Below are 15242 nucleotides of genomic sequence, written 5' to 3'. Positions count from 1 at the left end.
CGGCTTTCAACGACGCCGCCGTCACGTCCTCAGTCCAGACCCAGCCCCAGGTTCTGAGCGCCGAGCCAGGCCAGGCGCAGGGCGAGCAGCGTCAGCGCCCACCGGAACAGCGCGTCGAAGCGCCGCTCGGAGAGGCGGTGCAGCAGGCGCAGCCCCAGCCAGGTGCCGAGGAAGCCCGCCGCCACCATCGCCAGCATCAGCGCCAGCCAGTCGTGAAAGACGAAGCCCGCCATGCCGAACACGAAGGCCTTGGTCAGATGCTGGGCCACCATACAGGCGGAGAAGGTCGCCACCTTGGCCAGCCGTCCCGTCTGGCGCTGCTTGATGAAGGCCGCCACCACCGGGCCGCTGGCGCCGACCAGGCTGGAGAGCAAGGTCGTCACCGCGCCGACGATCAGGGTGCCGACGCGGCCCAGGGCGCGCCCGGAAAGCCCCGGCCCCCACAGGGTAAAGAGCACGAAGGCGGCGATGCACAGCTCCAGCACCCCCGCCGGCAGGCGGATCAACAGCCAGGCAGCGGCCAGGGCGCCGAGCGCCACCCCGGGCAGGAAGGCAGCCAGCGTCACACGGTCAATATGGCGCCAGGTCATCACCGTGCGGCCGACGTTGGAGCCCAGCTGCACCATGCCGTGCACCGGAATCAGCGCCGCCACGGGCATCACCTGGGCCAGCGCCATGATCATCAGCACCCCGCCCCCGGCGCCCACCGCCGCGGTGAAGGCCGACGTCAGCATGGAGAGCAAGATAAGCAGCAGGTTGAGGGAGGCGGCGAGCGGCGAGAGGCTCTCGAGCAGCGGCATGGGACGACCCTGTACGGTATAGCGAGGGCCCAAGGATACCCGAGATGCGACACGGCCGGTCGATTGACCGGCCGTGTCGCGTCGTCCGCCCGAGGGGGGGATCAGCCCGCGAGGGCCTCGAGGACCGCCGCTCGGGAGGCCCGCTCGCGCTCGGCGTAGAGCGCCAGCTCATCGGTGACGGCCGCGCCGAGTGCCGCCTCGAAGGCCTCGCGGTTGGCATTGCCGGCATAGGCCGCGTTCTCGCCGCCGCCCAGGTTGGACTGGAAGATGCCCGCCGCGCTGACCGGAAGGAAGTCCTCGTAGGTGATCGGTCGTGCCGTCGCCAGGCCCTGCTCGATCAGCGCCTCCGGGTCGCGCTCCTCGACCCGGCCAGCGGCGCGCCCGGCCTCACTGAGCCGGTACTCGAAGAAGGCCAGCCCCTGGCGGCGCAGCTCGGCCTCGTCATCGGGGAAGTCGGCGAAGACCTCGGACAGCACCCGCTGGTGGGCCGCATTATCGAGCCCCTGGGTCTGCTGGCGAGACGCACTGAGCAACTGATCATAGAGCGCGCGACCCTCGGCCGTTAGGGCTACGCCGCGCTGCTCGATCTCGCCGAAACGGGCAGTGTGGGTACCCTGGCGCTCGCCCTTGAACCGGGTCACCTCCTCCAGCGCCTTGAAGCTGGTCTGGCGCAGCAGGATCGGGCAGTCGCGGCGCGGCGGTCCCTCGATCACGTCCTTGGGGTTCATACCGGCCGCCGGCATGCGCCGCTGGACCTCGTCGATGTCCAGGGTGCGCGGCGTCAGGTGGTTGATATGCGGGCCGCGAAAACAGACCACGTCGGCGATCAGGCGGTGCTCGGCATGCAGGGCCTCATAGGTATCCAGGTCCACGGTCGCATCGCGGTGCCAGCGGAAGGTCTCCAGCGCCTCGGCGACGAAGCGATCGGCCTGTTCATCGCTGAGGCCGCCCTGGGACTCGTGGAGGGCGATCAGCTCGCGGGCGTCGGCGGTGAAGATATCGCGCTCGGCCAGGATCGCCGCGGCGCGTTCGCGCAGCGCCTCGCTCTCGATCAGCTCCAGGCGCAGCAGCGAAGTGAAGATGCGGAAGGGGTTGCGCGCCAGGGCGGCGTCGTCGACGGGGCGGAAGGCCGTGGAGTGCACCGGCACACCGGCTTCGGAGAGGTCGTAGTAGCCCACCGGATGCATGCCCATCACCGCAAACAGGCGGCGCAGCATAGCGAGCTCGTCGGCGGTGCCCACGCGGATGGCGCCGTGGCGCTCGACGCCGAGGCGATTCAGCTCGTCGTGGGCCGCGAGCCGCTCGGCCAGGGCCGCATCACGCTCGAGGACCTCCTGGTTCACGTCGGCCACCAGCTCGAGCAGGGTCTCGTACTGAGGCACCTCAGCCTGGTACATGGCCGACATGGCGCGGGAGAAGCGGTCGCGGATCTCGTCCGCGGTGACGTGAGCCGTTGCAGTAGGGTTCATGCGAAGTCCTTGGCGGTGGGGCCTGAGGTGGCGGCACCCTGATGAGGGGACTGTCGGCGTCGAACGATCAAGGCGGCCGAGGAGCGTTGGGCCCGACAGGCTTTGAAGGGCGTTGGCCAGGACCATCTAAGCAGAGTCACCAGGAACGGCCTACCGAAAAGGCGACCCCTTCTTTCATCTCTTCACCGCTACGGCCACGCGCCCGGCGAGCCACGACACCCTGCGCACCGGCCTGCAGAACCGGCGCCGCCGCGGCAGGTCAGTCGCGAAACTGGGCGCCGGGACAGTCGCCGTAGGCGTGCCCCTGGCGCCCCTGCTTCGAAGGGCAGGCCGACACGCGGGGTGCTAGCCTCCAGCAAGACGCCGAGCCGACCCAGCACGAAGGACTTGCCGGGCTTCATGACCTCGCCGTGGAAATCGATGCCGCCGAGGCGCTCCAGCATCGGGCACACGTGATACGACTCATCCACCGAGACCACGCCGGCTAGGCGTTCACCGGCAGCCGGGCGATAAGCTCGCCCACCCGCTCGGTGACCGCGGCGATGGTCGCCTCGTCGTAGCGCCTGCCCTTGCGCTTCTTCAGGCCCTGCTCATAGAGCCGCACGTGCTCGGTGGGTGCCACGTCGGCGTTAGCCAGGCAGTGCTCGGCACAGTGCATCTGGCAGCCGTCGATGGCCACGATGGGTCGGCCCGAGCGGGCGGTGCGCACCAGGCCCGGAACGCCGCCGCCGACGCCGGCGATGCAGGACATCTCCGCCTCTTGCCCATGATCCAGCCGCAGGGCGACCTCGTTGGCGAGCTGGGCCACGTCGGAGCAACCCGAGCAGGCATAGATCAGGGCGCGGGGCTTGTTGGCGGTTCGGGACATGCAGCCTCCCTGGATGTCGGGGTAAGGGTCAGTCGTCGTCCAGCATGAAGTCGCGCAGCGCGTGCTCGTCGAGCACCACCAGGCGCTGGCGATCGATGGTAATCACGCCCTCCTCGCGCAGCCTGGCCAGCAGGCGCGAGAGGGTCTCCGGGGTCATCGCGAGCTGCGCGGCCAGCCAGCGCTTGGGAATGGTCAGACGCACCACCTGCTGCCCCCTGTGGTGCCCAACGGGCAGCTGACGGAGGATATAGCTGACCAGCCGCGACATGGCGTCGGCCTGTGTGAGCAGGGCCATGTCCTCGAGACGATCGGTAAGCTCCAGGGCCAGTCGACTCATGAACTCTGCCCGGCACTCGGGATGGCGATCCAGGATCTCGCGGCAGCGCGCGGCGGGGATCGACAGCACCTGGGTACGCCGCAACGCCTCGGCGCAGTAGAGATAGATCCCCGGCCCCGAGACCATGCTCAGCTCGCCCAGGGTGCCGCCGCGCTCGACGCAGCGGATGGTCGCCAGCCGGCCATCACGGGCGCTGCGCACCAGGCGCACCAGCCCATTGATCACGATGTAGACTCGCCTGGCCGGGGCGTCCTGGCGAAACAGCCACTCACGGCTTCCCAGGGTGCGCACCCCGGCATCCTTCATCAGGACCTCGAGGGCCTCGTCGTCGAGGCCGCCGAGCCACGGCACGCCGCGCACCAGCTCGCGGAGGTGGCGCGGCCGCAGCAGCAGGTCAGACGAGGAACTGGGCTCCGGGACAGTATCCATAGGCATGGCCCTCCTCCACGGGAGTATCGGCATCGATGATCAGGTAGCCGTGGGACTGGCTGGCGGCGCCGAGCATGTGCGAACCCTGGCCACCGGCCAGCCGCGCCACGGGGGCGCCGGCGCTCCAGTCCAGAACCACCCGCAGAAGCTCGCGGCGGCCGCGAGGCGCGCGGCGCGTGAAGCCGGCGGCGACCGGGAAGCGCTCGAGCGGCGCGGGCGCGCGCCCCTGGCGACCCTGCACGAAGGGTAACGCCAGCAGCTGCCAGCCGACCAGCGAGGCCACCGGATTGCCGGGCAGGCCGATCAGTGGCGTCCCGCTATCCATAGAGGCGCCGAGCCAGCCCAGCGCCAGGGGCTTGCCGGGCTTCATGGCCACGCCGTGGAAGTCGAGCCCGCCGAGCCGCTCCAGCACGGGGCGCACGTGATCCTCCTCGCCCACCGAGACGCCGCCGGTGCAGAGCACCAGGTCGGCGTTGTCGCGGGCCTCGGCAAGTACGGCGGCCAGCGCCTCGGGGGTATCGAGCACCGGGCCCAGGTCGAGCACCTCGCAGCCCTGGTCGGCCAGCAGGGCGCGCAGCATCGGGCCGCTGCTATCGTAGACGGCGCCCGGTCGCCAGGCCTGGCCGGGGGCGATCAGCTCGTCGCCGGTGGTGACCAGCGCCACCCGCAGGCGCCGCTGTACCGTGACGCTGGCGATGCCCTGGCCCGCCAGGAGGGCGATGGCGGCGGCGTTGAGCCGCTTGCCCGCCTCCAGCAGCGTGGCGCCGGCGCGGCTCTCCTCGCCGCGGCGGCGGATGTTGGCGCCCACGGCTAGCTCGCCCGCGACGTGCACTCGACCCGCGGCGTCCAGGCTGACCCGCTCCTGGGGCACCACGGCATCGGCCCCCAGCGGCACCGGGGCACCGGTGAAGATGCGGGCGCAGCCCCCCTCGGGCAGACGCGTCACGCCGGCGCCGGCCGGGACGCGCAGCCGCACCGGCAGGCCCGAGGGCGAGTCGGCCAGCTCGTCGAGGCGCAGGGCATAGCCGTCCATGGCGCTGTTGTCGACGCCAGGCATGTCGAGAGTCGAGCGCGCCGGCTCGGCCAGCACCCGGCCCGCAGCCGCCTCCAGCGCCACTCGCTCGAGGCCGGCGATCGGTCGGGCGGCCTTGATCATCCGCGCCCGGGCCTCGAACAGGTCGAGCAGGCCGGGGGTGACGACGTCCGCGCAGCCGCAGTTCATGCCGTTGCTCCCGACGCCGCGTTCGCCGCGTACTGGTCAGAGGTCGCCTGGCGAGAGGCGCAGGGCGCGACCTGGGGGCGGACCATGGCGACGAAGTTGCAGGGCCGGGTACGGGCATCGAGCTGCTCGATCAGGATGTCGTCCCAGGCGGTGGCGCAGGCCTTCGGCGAGCCGGGCATGGCGAACACCAGGGTGAGGTCAATCAGCCCGGCCACGGCGCGGGACTGGATGGTCGAGGTACCGATGGTGGCCAGCGAACGCTGGCGAAACAGTTCGCCGTAGCCGTCGATGGCCTTGTCAAACAGCGGCACCAGGGCTTCGGGGGTGGTGTCGCGCGGCGTGAAGCCGGTGCCGCCGTTGACCAGGATGGCCTGGATGTCGTCGCGCACCACCCAGGCCGAGACCACGGCGCGCAGGCGGTAGACGTCGTCGGGCACGATCTGGCGCTCCGCCAGGCGATGGCCGGCGGCGGTCAGGCGCTCGGCGAGCAGGTCGCCGCTGCCGTCTTCCGCGAGGCCGCGGGTATCGGAGACGGTGAGCACGGCGATGCCCAGGGGCACGAAGGGCGTATTGGCAGAAACATGGGACATGGGGATCCTCCTTGCCATGCATGGTGCGGCGGCGCCGAAACGAGGGGAATGACGCGTATCAAGAAAGCGCGAGATCCCGCCACGCCTCGGCTGACGGGCTCTCGCGCGGCCGGCGTCACTGCATCAGGGCGTTGCCGCCGTCGTCATCGAGGGAGAGACCCTCGACGCCGATCTCGGCCTCGAGCGCCAGCAGGTAGTGGCGCAGGGCGCGGCGCGTGGCCTGCTCGCGCAGGCTGTGGCGGACCCGCTCGGCCACCTGTTCGAAGGGCAGCTCGCGACCCTCCTGACGCTCGTCGATGCTGACCAGGTGCCAGCCGTAGCGCGAGGCCAGCGGCCGCTCGTGGAGCCCCACGGGCAGGTGCTGCAGTGCCCGGTCGAGCTCGGCGACGGTCTGGCCGGGCGCGAGCCAGCCAAGCTCGCCGCCTGCCTCCTTCGAGGGGCAGGCGGAGTGGCGCTGGGCGAGCTCGGTGAAGCGCTCGGGCGCCGCCTCGAGCTCGCGGATCAGCGTCTCGCCCTGGCGATAGCCGGCGTCGCGCGCCGGGGCGTCGTCCGGGGCCGCGGCCAGCAGCACGTGGCGCACCTTGAGGCGCGTCGGCTCGCTGAAGCGCTCGGCGTGGGCGGCGTGGAAGCGCCGGCAGTCGGCCTCGTCGGGCTCGGGCACATCCAGCTCCTGTTCCAGCAGCGCGGCGATGGCGTCGTCGGCCTCATCGATCGCCTCGGAGGTGGCCTCGGCCAGGCCCAGGGCATTCGCCCGCTGGCGCAGCAGCTCGCGCACCACCAGGGCGCGGGCCGCCTGGAGCTGGGCGGTGCCGGCGCTGTCGGCCGGGTGGTACTGCATCTCCTCGGCGATGGCGGCCTCGGCGATGGTGGCCTCGCCGACCCGAATGGGCGGGGGGCTGGCGCCCCCGGGAATCATCTCGATATCAATCTTCTGCATGTCGTTTCCCCCTGTAGGGCGTCTTACTCACTCAGTCCGGCATGCGATGAGCGTTGCCGTCGACAGGCCTTCGCGAGGGCGCTGTGAACCCTTCCCTGGGCGCTACTTTTGCCATCCATGGCAAAAGACCCTCGCTTCGCCTTGTCCCCGGCGCTCATCTCACCGCCTGTGGGGATGGGTGCTGAATTGGCATTCAGCCCCGCTTGCGCACCAGCTGGTAGCGGCGAGTCACGTAGCCGAAGGGCACGCTCCACACATGCACCAGGCGTGAGAACGGGAACAGCAGGATGATGGTCATGCCCAGGAAGATATGGACCTTGTAGATCCAGGAGACTTCGGCCATGTAGTCGGCCGCCCCGCCGCTGAAGAAGATGATCGACTGTGCCCAGCTGGAGAGGGTCAGCATCATCGCGCCGTCCAGGTGACCCAGCGAGAAGATGACGGTAACCAGACCCAGGAAGGCCTGGAACACGATCAAGCCGAGAATCACGGTGTCCATCGGGCTGGAAGAGGCGCGAACCCGCGGATTGGTGATCCGGCGATGCAGCAGCATGGCCCCGCCCACGAGGCAGGCAATGCCTGCCGCCCCGCCGACGATGATGGCGATCAGCTGCTTGGTGCCGGCGTGCAGGAAGGGTGCGTAGACCCAGTGCGGGGTCAGCATGCCCACCAGATGGCCGAAAAAGATCACGATGATGCCGACATGGAAGAGATTGCTGGCCAGACGCATGTTCTTCGAGGTGAGCATCTGGCTGGAGCCGGTCTTCCAGGTGTACTGGCCGTGGTCGTAGCGCAACAGGCTGCCGACCAGGAACACCGTGCCGGCCAGGTAGGGGTAGTAGCCATAGATGAGGTGTTGCAGGTATTCGCCAAACATGACGGTTCTCCTTTAGCGATCGGTCGGGCCGCGGTCGGCCGGGCCGCTGCCGGGCATGATTTTGACGGGGTCGCTGGGCACGGCCTTCTTGCGCTCGGCGAGTCGGCGACCTTCGGCGGACTGCAGCGCGCAGTCCTCATCGGAGGCGGCGCTGAAGCGCACCGCTTCCTCTTCCCAGACCTCGTCCAGCGCCTCGGGGGTGTCGTCGGGCGCCTCCTCCTTGACGCTGTCGCGGTGGGCAGCGACGTCTTCCTCGGCGCCGATCAGCGCCAGCAGCGCCAGCGGCACCAGGGCATGGTCGGCCTCACGCTCCTCGAGACGCGCACTGAGCAACGCCAGAATGTGGCGGATCTCGCCCAGCCAGCGACCGATATCGGCTTCCGGGCGGGTCGAGAGGTACTCCAGGAACATCGGCAGGTAGTCGGGCAGCTCACGCGCATCGAGCTCGAAGCCCGCGGCGCGGTACTCGGCCATCAGGTCGACCATCGCCTGGCCGCGATCACGGGACTCGCCGTGAACGTGCTCGAAGAGCAGCAGCGACGTCGCCCGCCCCTTGTCGAACAGCGCCACGTACTCGGACTGCAGTTCCAGCAGGTCAGCCTCCAGCAGGCGCTGACACCAGTCCATCAGGCGAGCGCGAAGCGCCGCCGGAAGCCGGCGCTCGTCGTTGATGATCTCGATCAGCTCCGGCGCGGCGGCCTGGAGCTCCGCGGAGGGATAGTCGAGCAGTCGAGCCAGCACACGCAGGCTCAGCATGTCAGGCTCCGCCACGGGATATTGGATGGCTGCCTCAGCCATGACGCACCTCCTCGCTCTGTCGCTTGCCCTGTGCCTGGGGGTCGAAGGTCTCCACCGGCTGTACAAGGGTGGTGGTCTGTGAACGACCATTGAACAGACTCGGCTTGCTCTCGCCGTGACAGCCGTCACCGAAGCTGAAACCACAGCCGCCACGCTCCGGGAAGGCCTCGGTGGCCATTTCGCGATGGCTCGTCGGGATCACGAAGCGATCCTCATAGTTGGCGATGGCCAGATACCGGTACATGTCCTCCACCTGGGCCTCGCTGAGGCCCACGCTCTTCAGCACCTCGGTCTCGGCCTTGCCCTCGACGTGCTTGCCTCGCATGTAGAGGCGCATGGCCATCAGACGCTTGAGGGCCAGTACCACGGGCTCTTCCTCGCCGGCGGTCAGCATGTTGGCCAGGTACTTGACCGGAATGCGCAGCGACTCGATCTTGGGCATCACGCCGTCGAACTCGACGTTGCCGGCCTCGGCGGCCGACTGGATCGGCGACAGCGGCGGCACGTACCAGACCATCGGCAGGGTGCGATATTCCGGGTGCAGCGGCAGTGCCAGTCCCCAGTCCATGGCCAGCTTGTAGACCGGCGAGGCCTGGGCGGCGGCGATCACGTTGTCGGTGATGCCGTCCGCTTTGGCCTGGGCGATCACCTCGGGGTCGTTAGGATCCAGGAAGATCTCACACTGGCGGTGATAGAGGTCACGCTCGTCCGGCGAGCTCGCCACCTCCTCGATGCGATCGGCGTCATAGAGCAGCACGCCGAGGTAGCGGATGCGCCCCACGCAGGTCTCGGAGCAGACCGTAGGCTGTCCGGCCTCGATGCGCGGATAGCAGAAGATGCACTTCTCCGACTTACCGGTCTTCCAGTTGTAGTAGATCTTCTTGTAGGGACAGCCGGAGATGCACATCCGCCAGCCGCGGCACTTGTCCTGATCGATCAGGACGATGCCATCCTCCTCGCGCTTGTAGATCGCGCCACTCGGGCACGACGCCACGCAGGTCGGGTTGAGGCAGTGCTCGCACAGCCGCGGCAGGTACATCATGAAGGTGTTCTCGAACTGGCCGTAAATATCGGCCTGGATCTTCTCGAAGTTCGAGTCCTTGCGCCGCTTGGCGAACTCGGTGCCGAGAATCTCCTCCCAGTTCGGGCCCCACTCGACCTTGTTCATGCGCTCGCCGGAGATCAGCGAACGCGGCCGCGCGGTGGGCTGATGCTCGCCCTGCTTGGCGGTGTGCAGGTGCTGGTAGTCGAAGGTGAACGGCTCGTAGTAGTCGTCGATCTCCGGCAGATCGGGGTTGGCGAAGATGTTCGCCAGCACTCGCCACTTGCCGCCGATGCGCGGCTCGATCTTGCCATCCTTACGGCGCAACCAGCCGCCCTTCCACTTCTGCTGGTTCTCCCATTCCTTGGGATAACCGATACCGGGCTTGGTCTCGACGTTGTTGAACCAGGCGTACTCGATGCCTTCACGACTGGTCCAGACGTTCTTGCAGGTCACCGAGCAGGTGTGACAGCCGATGCACTTGTCGAGGTTGAGGACCATGCCTACTTGCGAACGAATCTTCATTTGACGGCCTCCTGCACGGTGTCATTGCCTTCGCCATCCAGCCAGTCGATGTTCTTCATCTTGCGAATCAGGACGAACTCGTCGCGGTTGGAGCCGACGGTGCCGTAGTAGTTGAAGCTGTAGGAGAGCTGCGCGTAGCCGCCGATCATGTGAGTCGGCTTGGGGCAGATGCGGGTGACCGAGTTATGGAACCCGCCACGCGTGCCGCTGACCTCGGAGCCGGGGATATTGGTGATCCGCTCCTGGGCGTGGTACATCATCACCATGCCGTTCTTGACCCGCTGGCTGACCACGGCACGGGCGGTGATCGCACCGTTGGCGTTGTAGAGCTCGATCCAGTCGTTGTCTTCAATGCCGATCGACTGCGCATCGTCTTCCGACAGCCAGGCAATCGGGCCGCCGCGTGACAATGTCAGCATCAGCAGGTTTTCACTGTAGGTGGAGTGGATCCCCCACTTCTGGTGCGGCGTGATGAAGTTCAGCGCCTTGGTCTTGTAGCCATTGTCGGCCGGAAGCGTGAAGCCCTGCGCCGCCTTGGTATTGATGGGGGGCCGATAGGCCAGCAGGCTCTCGCCGAAGGCGCGCATCCAGGGGTGATCCTGGTAGAACTGCTGGCGGCCGCTGACGGTGCGCCAGGGAATCAGCTCGTGGACGTTGGTATAGCCGGCGTTGTAGGAGACGTGCTCGTCCTCGAGGCCGGACCAGGTCGGGCTGGAGATGATCTTGCGCGGCTGGGCAACGATGTCGCGGAAACGGATCTTCTCCTCTTCCTTGGGATGCGCCAGGTGGGTGTGATCCCGCCCAGTGATCTTGGAAAGCGCGTCCCAGGCCTTCACCGCCACCTGGCCGTTGGTCTCCGGCGCCAGGGTCAGGATCATCTCGGCGGCGTCCACGGCACTCTCGATCTGCGGACGCCCCTTGTGCGGCCCGTCCAGCTTGCGGTGGTTGAGCTTGCCGAGCAGCTCGACCTCGGACTCGGTGTTCCAGTTGATGCCCTTGCCACCGTTGCCGATGCTCTGGAGCAGCGGGCCCACGGAGGTGAAACGCTCATAGGTCTCGGGGTAGTTACGCTTGACCTCGATCAGTGCCGGCATGGTCTTGCCCGGGATCGGCTCGCACTCGCCCTTCTTCCAGTCCTTGACCTCGACCTGGGAAAGCTCCGCCGGGGAGTCGTGCTGGTGCGGCAGGGTGACCAGGTCGGTCTCCTCGCCCAGGTGCCCCACGCAGGCCTTCGAGAAGGCCTTGGCAATGCCCTTGTAGATGTCCCAGTCGCTGCGTGACTCCCACGCCGGGTCGGTCGCCGCGGTCAGCGGGTGGATGAAGGGGTGCATGTCGGACGTGTTGAGATCGTTCTTCTCGTACCAGGTCGCCGTGGGAAACACGATGTCCGAGTAGAGGCAGGTGGTGGACATGCGGAAGTCCAGGGTCACCAGCAGGTCGAGCTTGCCCTCGGGCGCCTCGTCATGCCACTTGACCTCTTCGGGTATGGTGCCGCCTTCCTCACCCAGGTCCTTGCCCTGGATACCGTGGCGGGTGCCGAGCAGGTACTTGAGCATGTACTCATGGCCCTTGCCGGAGCTGCCCAGCAGGTTGGAGCGCCAGATGAACAGGTTACGCGGGAAGTTCTGGGGGGCGTCCGGGTCCTCGGCGGCGAAGGAGAGCTCGCCACTCTTGAGCTGCTGGACGGCGTAATCCTTGGTCGACATCCCGGCTTGCTCGGCCTTCTTCGCCAGTCGCAGCGGGTTGGTGGAAAGCTGCGGCGCGGAGGGCAGCCAGCCCATGCGCTCGGAGCGCACGTTGAAGTCGATCAGGCTACCCGGATAGTCCTCGGCCTTGGCCAGCGGCGAGAGGATCTCCTTGATCTCGAGCTTCTCGTAGCGCCACTGGGAGGAGTGGTTGTAGAAGAAGGAGGTGGAGTTCATGTGGCGCGGCGGACGCTGCCAGTCGAGACCAAAGGCCAAGGGGGTCCAGCCGGTCTGCGGGCGCAGCTTCTCCTGACCCACGTAGTGGGCCCAGCCACCACCGCTCTGACCGATGCAGCCGCACATGACCAGCATGTTGATCAGGCCGCGGTAGTTCATGTCCATGTGGTACCAGTGGTTCATGCCGGCACCGACGATGATCATGCTGCGCCCTTGGGTCTTGTCGGCGTTGTCGGCGAACTCACGGGCGATGCGCGCACACTGATCCGCCGGCACACCGGTGATCTTCTCCTGCCAGGCCGGGGTGTAGGGGCGGACCTGATCGTAGGACGTGGCACCGTCATCTTCGCTATCGCCACTGAAGCCGCGGTCGATGCCGTAGTTGGCGCACATCAGGTCGAACACGGTGACCGCCAGCATCTCGCTGCCGTCGGCCTTCTTCATTTTCTTGACGGGCAGGTTGTGGAACAGCAGGTCATCCGCCGCCCCCGCGCCTTCGCCTTTCACATGATCGAAGTGCTCGTGCTCGATGCCGCCGAAGTAGGGGAAGGCGACCCTGGCCACGCTGTCGTGGTGCTCGGCGAGGCTCAGCAGCGGCTTGATCTCGGTGCCTTCGGCGTCGAGGGGCTCGAGGTTCCACTTGCCGACCTCGTCACCGGTCTCGCCCCAGCGGAAGCCGATGGAGCCGCGCGGTACCACCAGCTGGTCGCGGGTCTCGTCCCAGGCGACGGTCTTCCACTCCGGGTTGTTCTCCTGACCCAGACTGGCATCGAAATCGCTGGCACGCAGCTGACGCCCCGGCGCGTAGCTGCCGTCTTCGCGGGGCTCGAGCTCGACCAGGAACGGCATGTCGGAGAAGCGGCGCACGTAGTCGGTGAAATAGGCGCTGGGCTTGTCGAGGTGGAACTCCTTGAGGATGACGTGGCCCATAGCCATCGCCAGCGCGGCATCGGTGCCCTGCTTGGCGGAGAGCCACTCGTCGGTAAGCTTGGAGACCTCGGCGTAGTCCGGAGTGATCGAGACGGTCTTGGTGCCCTTGTAACGCACCTCGGTAAAGAAGTGAGCATCCGGGGTGCGGGTCTGCGGCACGTTGGAGCCCCAGGCGATGATATAGCCGGAGTTGTACCAGTCGGCGGACTCGGGCACGTCGGTCTGCTCGCCCCAGGTCATCGGCGATGCCGGCGGCAGGTCGCAATAGAAGTCGTAGAAGCTCATGCAGACGCCGCCGATCAGCGACAGGTAGCGACTGCCTGCGGCATAGCTGACCATCGACATGGCGGGAATCGGCGAGAAGCCGATGATGCGGTCGGGGCCGTACTGCTTGGCGGTGTAGACGTTGGAAGCTGCGACCAGCTCGTTGAGTTCGTCCCAGTTGCCGCGCACGAAGCCCCCCATGCCGCGGGCACGCTTGTACTGCTTGGACTTGTCAGGGTCCTCGACGATGGAGGCCCAGGCATCGACCGGATCCCCCTTCGCCTCGAGGGCCTCGCGCCACAGCTTGAGCAGCGGTTTCCTGATCAGCGGGTACTTGAGACGGTTGGCGCTGTACATGTACCAGGAGTAGCTGGCACCGCGCGGGCAGCCCCGTGGCTCGTGGTTGGGCAGGTCGGGCCGGGTACGCGGATAGTCGGTCTGCTGGGTCTCCCAGGTGACCAGGCCGTTCTTGACGTAGATCTTCCAGCTGCACGACCCGGTGCAGTTCACCCCGTGGGTGGAGCGCACGACCTTGTCGTGCTGCCAGCGCTGACGGTAGCCGTCCTCCCACTCGCGAGACTCCTGACGGAGTTCGCCATGCTCGTTGGCGAAGGGCTCGCGGGCCTTGCGGAAGAAGTTCAGCCGATCGATGAAGTGACTCATGGTCGCTCTCCAGGCTCCTCGAAAAGATGCGTGACCGCACTGGGTCACCCGTCCTGCACCGCCGCCTTGCATCGCTCGCGGCCAGGGTCGTTGAAGCCGATTCTGGGTGATCACCACGCCGATTACTGCCCGGTTACCTCCATATACATGGCCCCTACCCCCAAGGGGATAGGCGGCACCGAAGGAGGGGTTAGGCCGGTGGTGTCACTCCGGCCGAGGGCGGTGTCGCGCATGGTCGGCCAGCATCACCAGCATGCAGACGACCAGGGCGGCGTAGAGGAACATGAAGCCGGCGGTGGAGAGCCCCAGCCACTCGCTGCCCAGCACGAAGACCGGCGGCAGCAGGGCGGCGAAGAGCCCGCCCAATGTCAGCGAAAGCCCGCCCACCAGGGCCATGTCGCCGGCATGGTCGCGGTGAATCAGGCGCATCAGGCTGCCCTGCCCGACTCCCATGGCCACGCCCATGGGCACCAGCAGGCCGAGAAAGCCCCACAGCGGCGCCGCGTAGTGCCAGCTCAGCGGGCCCTGGGTGCCCTCGATGCGCAGCTCGAAGGGCGGATAGGAGAGCAGGAAGAGGCAGATCAGCACGAAGGCGCAGATCCACCAGCGCAGACTGCGAAAGTCACGATGGTCGGCCAGCCAGCCACCGAGCACCTGGCCCGCCCCGACGGCCAGGGTGAAGGGGATCGCGCGCAGCGCCGCGCCCTGCAACGAAAGCTCGAAGCGCGCCGCCAGATGGCCGGGCAGCCACAGCGCCAGGGCCAGGAAGGCACCGAAGAAGAAAGCGTAGGGGAGGGCCAGGCGCCACGGCGACCAGTCGGCGAGGCGCCGGGCGAGACGCGCGGTGTGCGCCCGCCACGAGGGACGGGGCGGGGGCGCCTCCTCGTCGTCCATGGGGTCGTTCACGGGCGGGAGAGGATCGCGGTCTTCGGCGAAAAGCCACAGCAACCCGGCGACCAGCCCCACCGGCAGCAGGTAGAGCAGCGGCGCCGTGCGCCAGCCGTAGGCCTGGCTGATCAGCGGCAGCAGCAGGTAGCCGAGCCCCGCCCCGACCATGCCGGCCGCGTAGAGCCCGAGCGCCAGGCCGGCATGGCGGGCCGGCCCCAGCTCCGCCACGTAGACCAGGCCGGCGGCCAGCGAGCCGGCCCCGAGCCCCAGGCCAAGGCCCGCCAGCAGGAACTCCGCATAGTGCTGGGCGTGGCCGATCCACCACAGGAAGGGGCAGATCAGCAGCAGGCAGCCAAGCATGACGCGGCGCCCTCCGTGGCGTCGGGCCAGCCTCGCCATGGGCAGGCTCGCCAGGGCGCCGGCGAGCATCGGCGTGGAAAGCAGCACGGCGAAGGCGACGCCGCCCAGGGCCAGGTCGCGGCGAAGCTCCACGCCGAGCACGGCAAACAGCGTCCAGCAGGCGAAGACCAGGGCGAAGGCCAGCGGCGAGAGCGCCACCACCACCAGCGCGCGGTAGCCCGGCGGTGCCTCGACCGCGTCGCGCGGCGAGGCGCGAGTGGCGCGCGAGGATGACGGGGGATCGCAGGACATGGGCCGACGCTCGAGAAGGAGTACCTGAAA

At 68.0% G+C, this 15242-nt stretch carries 12 protein-coding genes; all 12 read right to left on the bottom strand.

Annotation, left to right across the window (positions count from 1 at the left end; genetic code table 11):
• Positions 1–29 precede the first annotated feature (29 nt).
• Positions 30–800 (bottom strand): sulfite exporter TauE/SafE family protein, encoded by a 771-nt coding sequence (locus tag RSO68_RS07525; RefSeq protein WP_315586106.1) that lies wholly within the window; start codon positions 798–800, stop codon positions 30–32.
• Positions 801–901: 101 nt separating this feature from the next.
• Positions 902–2269 carry a 2-oxoadipate dioxygenase/decarboxylase HglS gene (hglS, locus tag RSO68_RS07520; protein ID WP_315586104.1) on the bottom strand — a complete coding sequence of 456 codons (1368 nt, stop codon included), beginning with the start codon at positions 2267–2269 and terminating at the stop codon, positions 902–904.
• A gap of 484 nt (positions 2270–2753) precedes the next feature.
• The gene (locus RSO68_RS07515) at positions 2754–3137 is read right to left on the bottom strand and encodes a putative zinc-binding protein (protein ID WP_089846481.1); all 384 of its coding nucleotides are present in this window, start codon (positions 3135–3137) and stop codon (positions 2754–2756) included.
• 28 nt (positions 3138–3165) lie between these two features.
• Positions 3166–3903 (bottom strand): Crp/Fnr family transcriptional regulator, encoded by a 738-nt coding sequence (locus RSO68_RS07510; protein ID WP_089846479.1) that lies wholly within the window; start codon positions 3901–3903, stop codon positions 3166–3168.
• Positions 3869–5125: a molybdopterin molybdotransferase MoeA gene (locus RSO68_RS07505; protein ID WP_315586099.1), complete on the bottom strand. Its 1257-nt coding sequence runs from the start codon at positions 5123–5125 to the stop codon at positions 3869–3871. The genes RSO68_RS07510 and RSO68_RS07505 overlap by 35 nt, the downstream gene beginning before the upstream one ends.
• Positions 5122–5715 (bottom strand): molybdenum cofactor biosynthesis protein B, encoded by a 594-nt coding sequence (gene moaB, locus RSO68_RS07500; RefSeq protein ID WP_315586097.1) that lies wholly within the window; start codon positions 5713–5715, stop codon positions 5122–5124. Before moaB ends, RSO68_RS07505 begins: the two co-directional genes overlap by 4 nt.
• A 115-nt stretch (positions 5716–5830) precedes the next feature.
• On the bottom strand, positions 5831–6652 hold the full coding sequence (locus RSO68_RS07495; RefSeq protein WP_315586095.1) for a peptidylprolyl isomerase: 822 nt from the start codon (positions 6650–6652) through the stop codon (positions 5831–5833).
• Positions 6653–6845: 193 nt separating this feature from the next.
• Positions 6846–7529 carry a respiratory nitrate reductase subunit gamma gene (gene narI / locus RSO68_RS07490; protein ID WP_089846474.1) on the bottom strand — a complete coding sequence of 228 codons (684 nt, stop codon included), beginning with the start codon at positions 7527–7529 and terminating at the stop codon, positions 6846–6848.
• Positions 7530–7541: 12 nt separating this feature from the next.
• Positions 7542–8327 carry a nitrate reductase molybdenum cofactor assembly chaperone gene (gene narJ / locus RSO68_RS07485; RefSeq protein ID WP_089846473.1) on the bottom strand — a complete coding sequence of 262 codons (786 nt, stop codon included), beginning with the start codon at positions 8325–8327 and terminating at the stop codon, positions 7542–7544.
• Positions 8320–9894, bottom strand: coding sequence for a nitrate reductase subunit beta (gene narH, locus RSO68_RS07480; RefSeq protein WP_315586089.1), 1575 nt, complete (start codon positions 9892–9894; stop codon positions 8320–8322). Before narH ends, narJ begins: the two co-directional genes overlap by 8 nt.
• Positions 9891–13673 (bottom strand): nitrate reductase subunit alpha, encoded by a 3783-nt coding sequence (locus RSO68_RS07475; protein WP_315586087.1) that lies wholly within the window; start codon positions 13671–13673, stop codon positions 9891–9893. The genes narH and RSO68_RS07475 overlap by 4 nt, the downstream gene beginning before the upstream one ends.
• Before the next feature lie 204 nt (positions 13674–13877).
• Complete coding sequence (locus RSO68_RS07470; protein WP_315586085.1) at positions 13878–15212, bottom strand: MFS transporter; 1335 nt, start codon at positions 15210–15212, stop codon at positions 13878–13880.
• Positions 15213–15242: the final 30 nt, after the last annotated feature.

The organism is Halomonas saccharevitans, assembly GCF_032333995.1.
Classification (GTDB): domain Bacteria; phylum Pseudomonadota; class Gammaproteobacteria; order Pseudomonadales; family Halomonadaceae; genus Halomonas; species Halomonas saccharevitans.
This window is presented reverse-complemented; position numbering and strand designations above follow the sequence as displayed.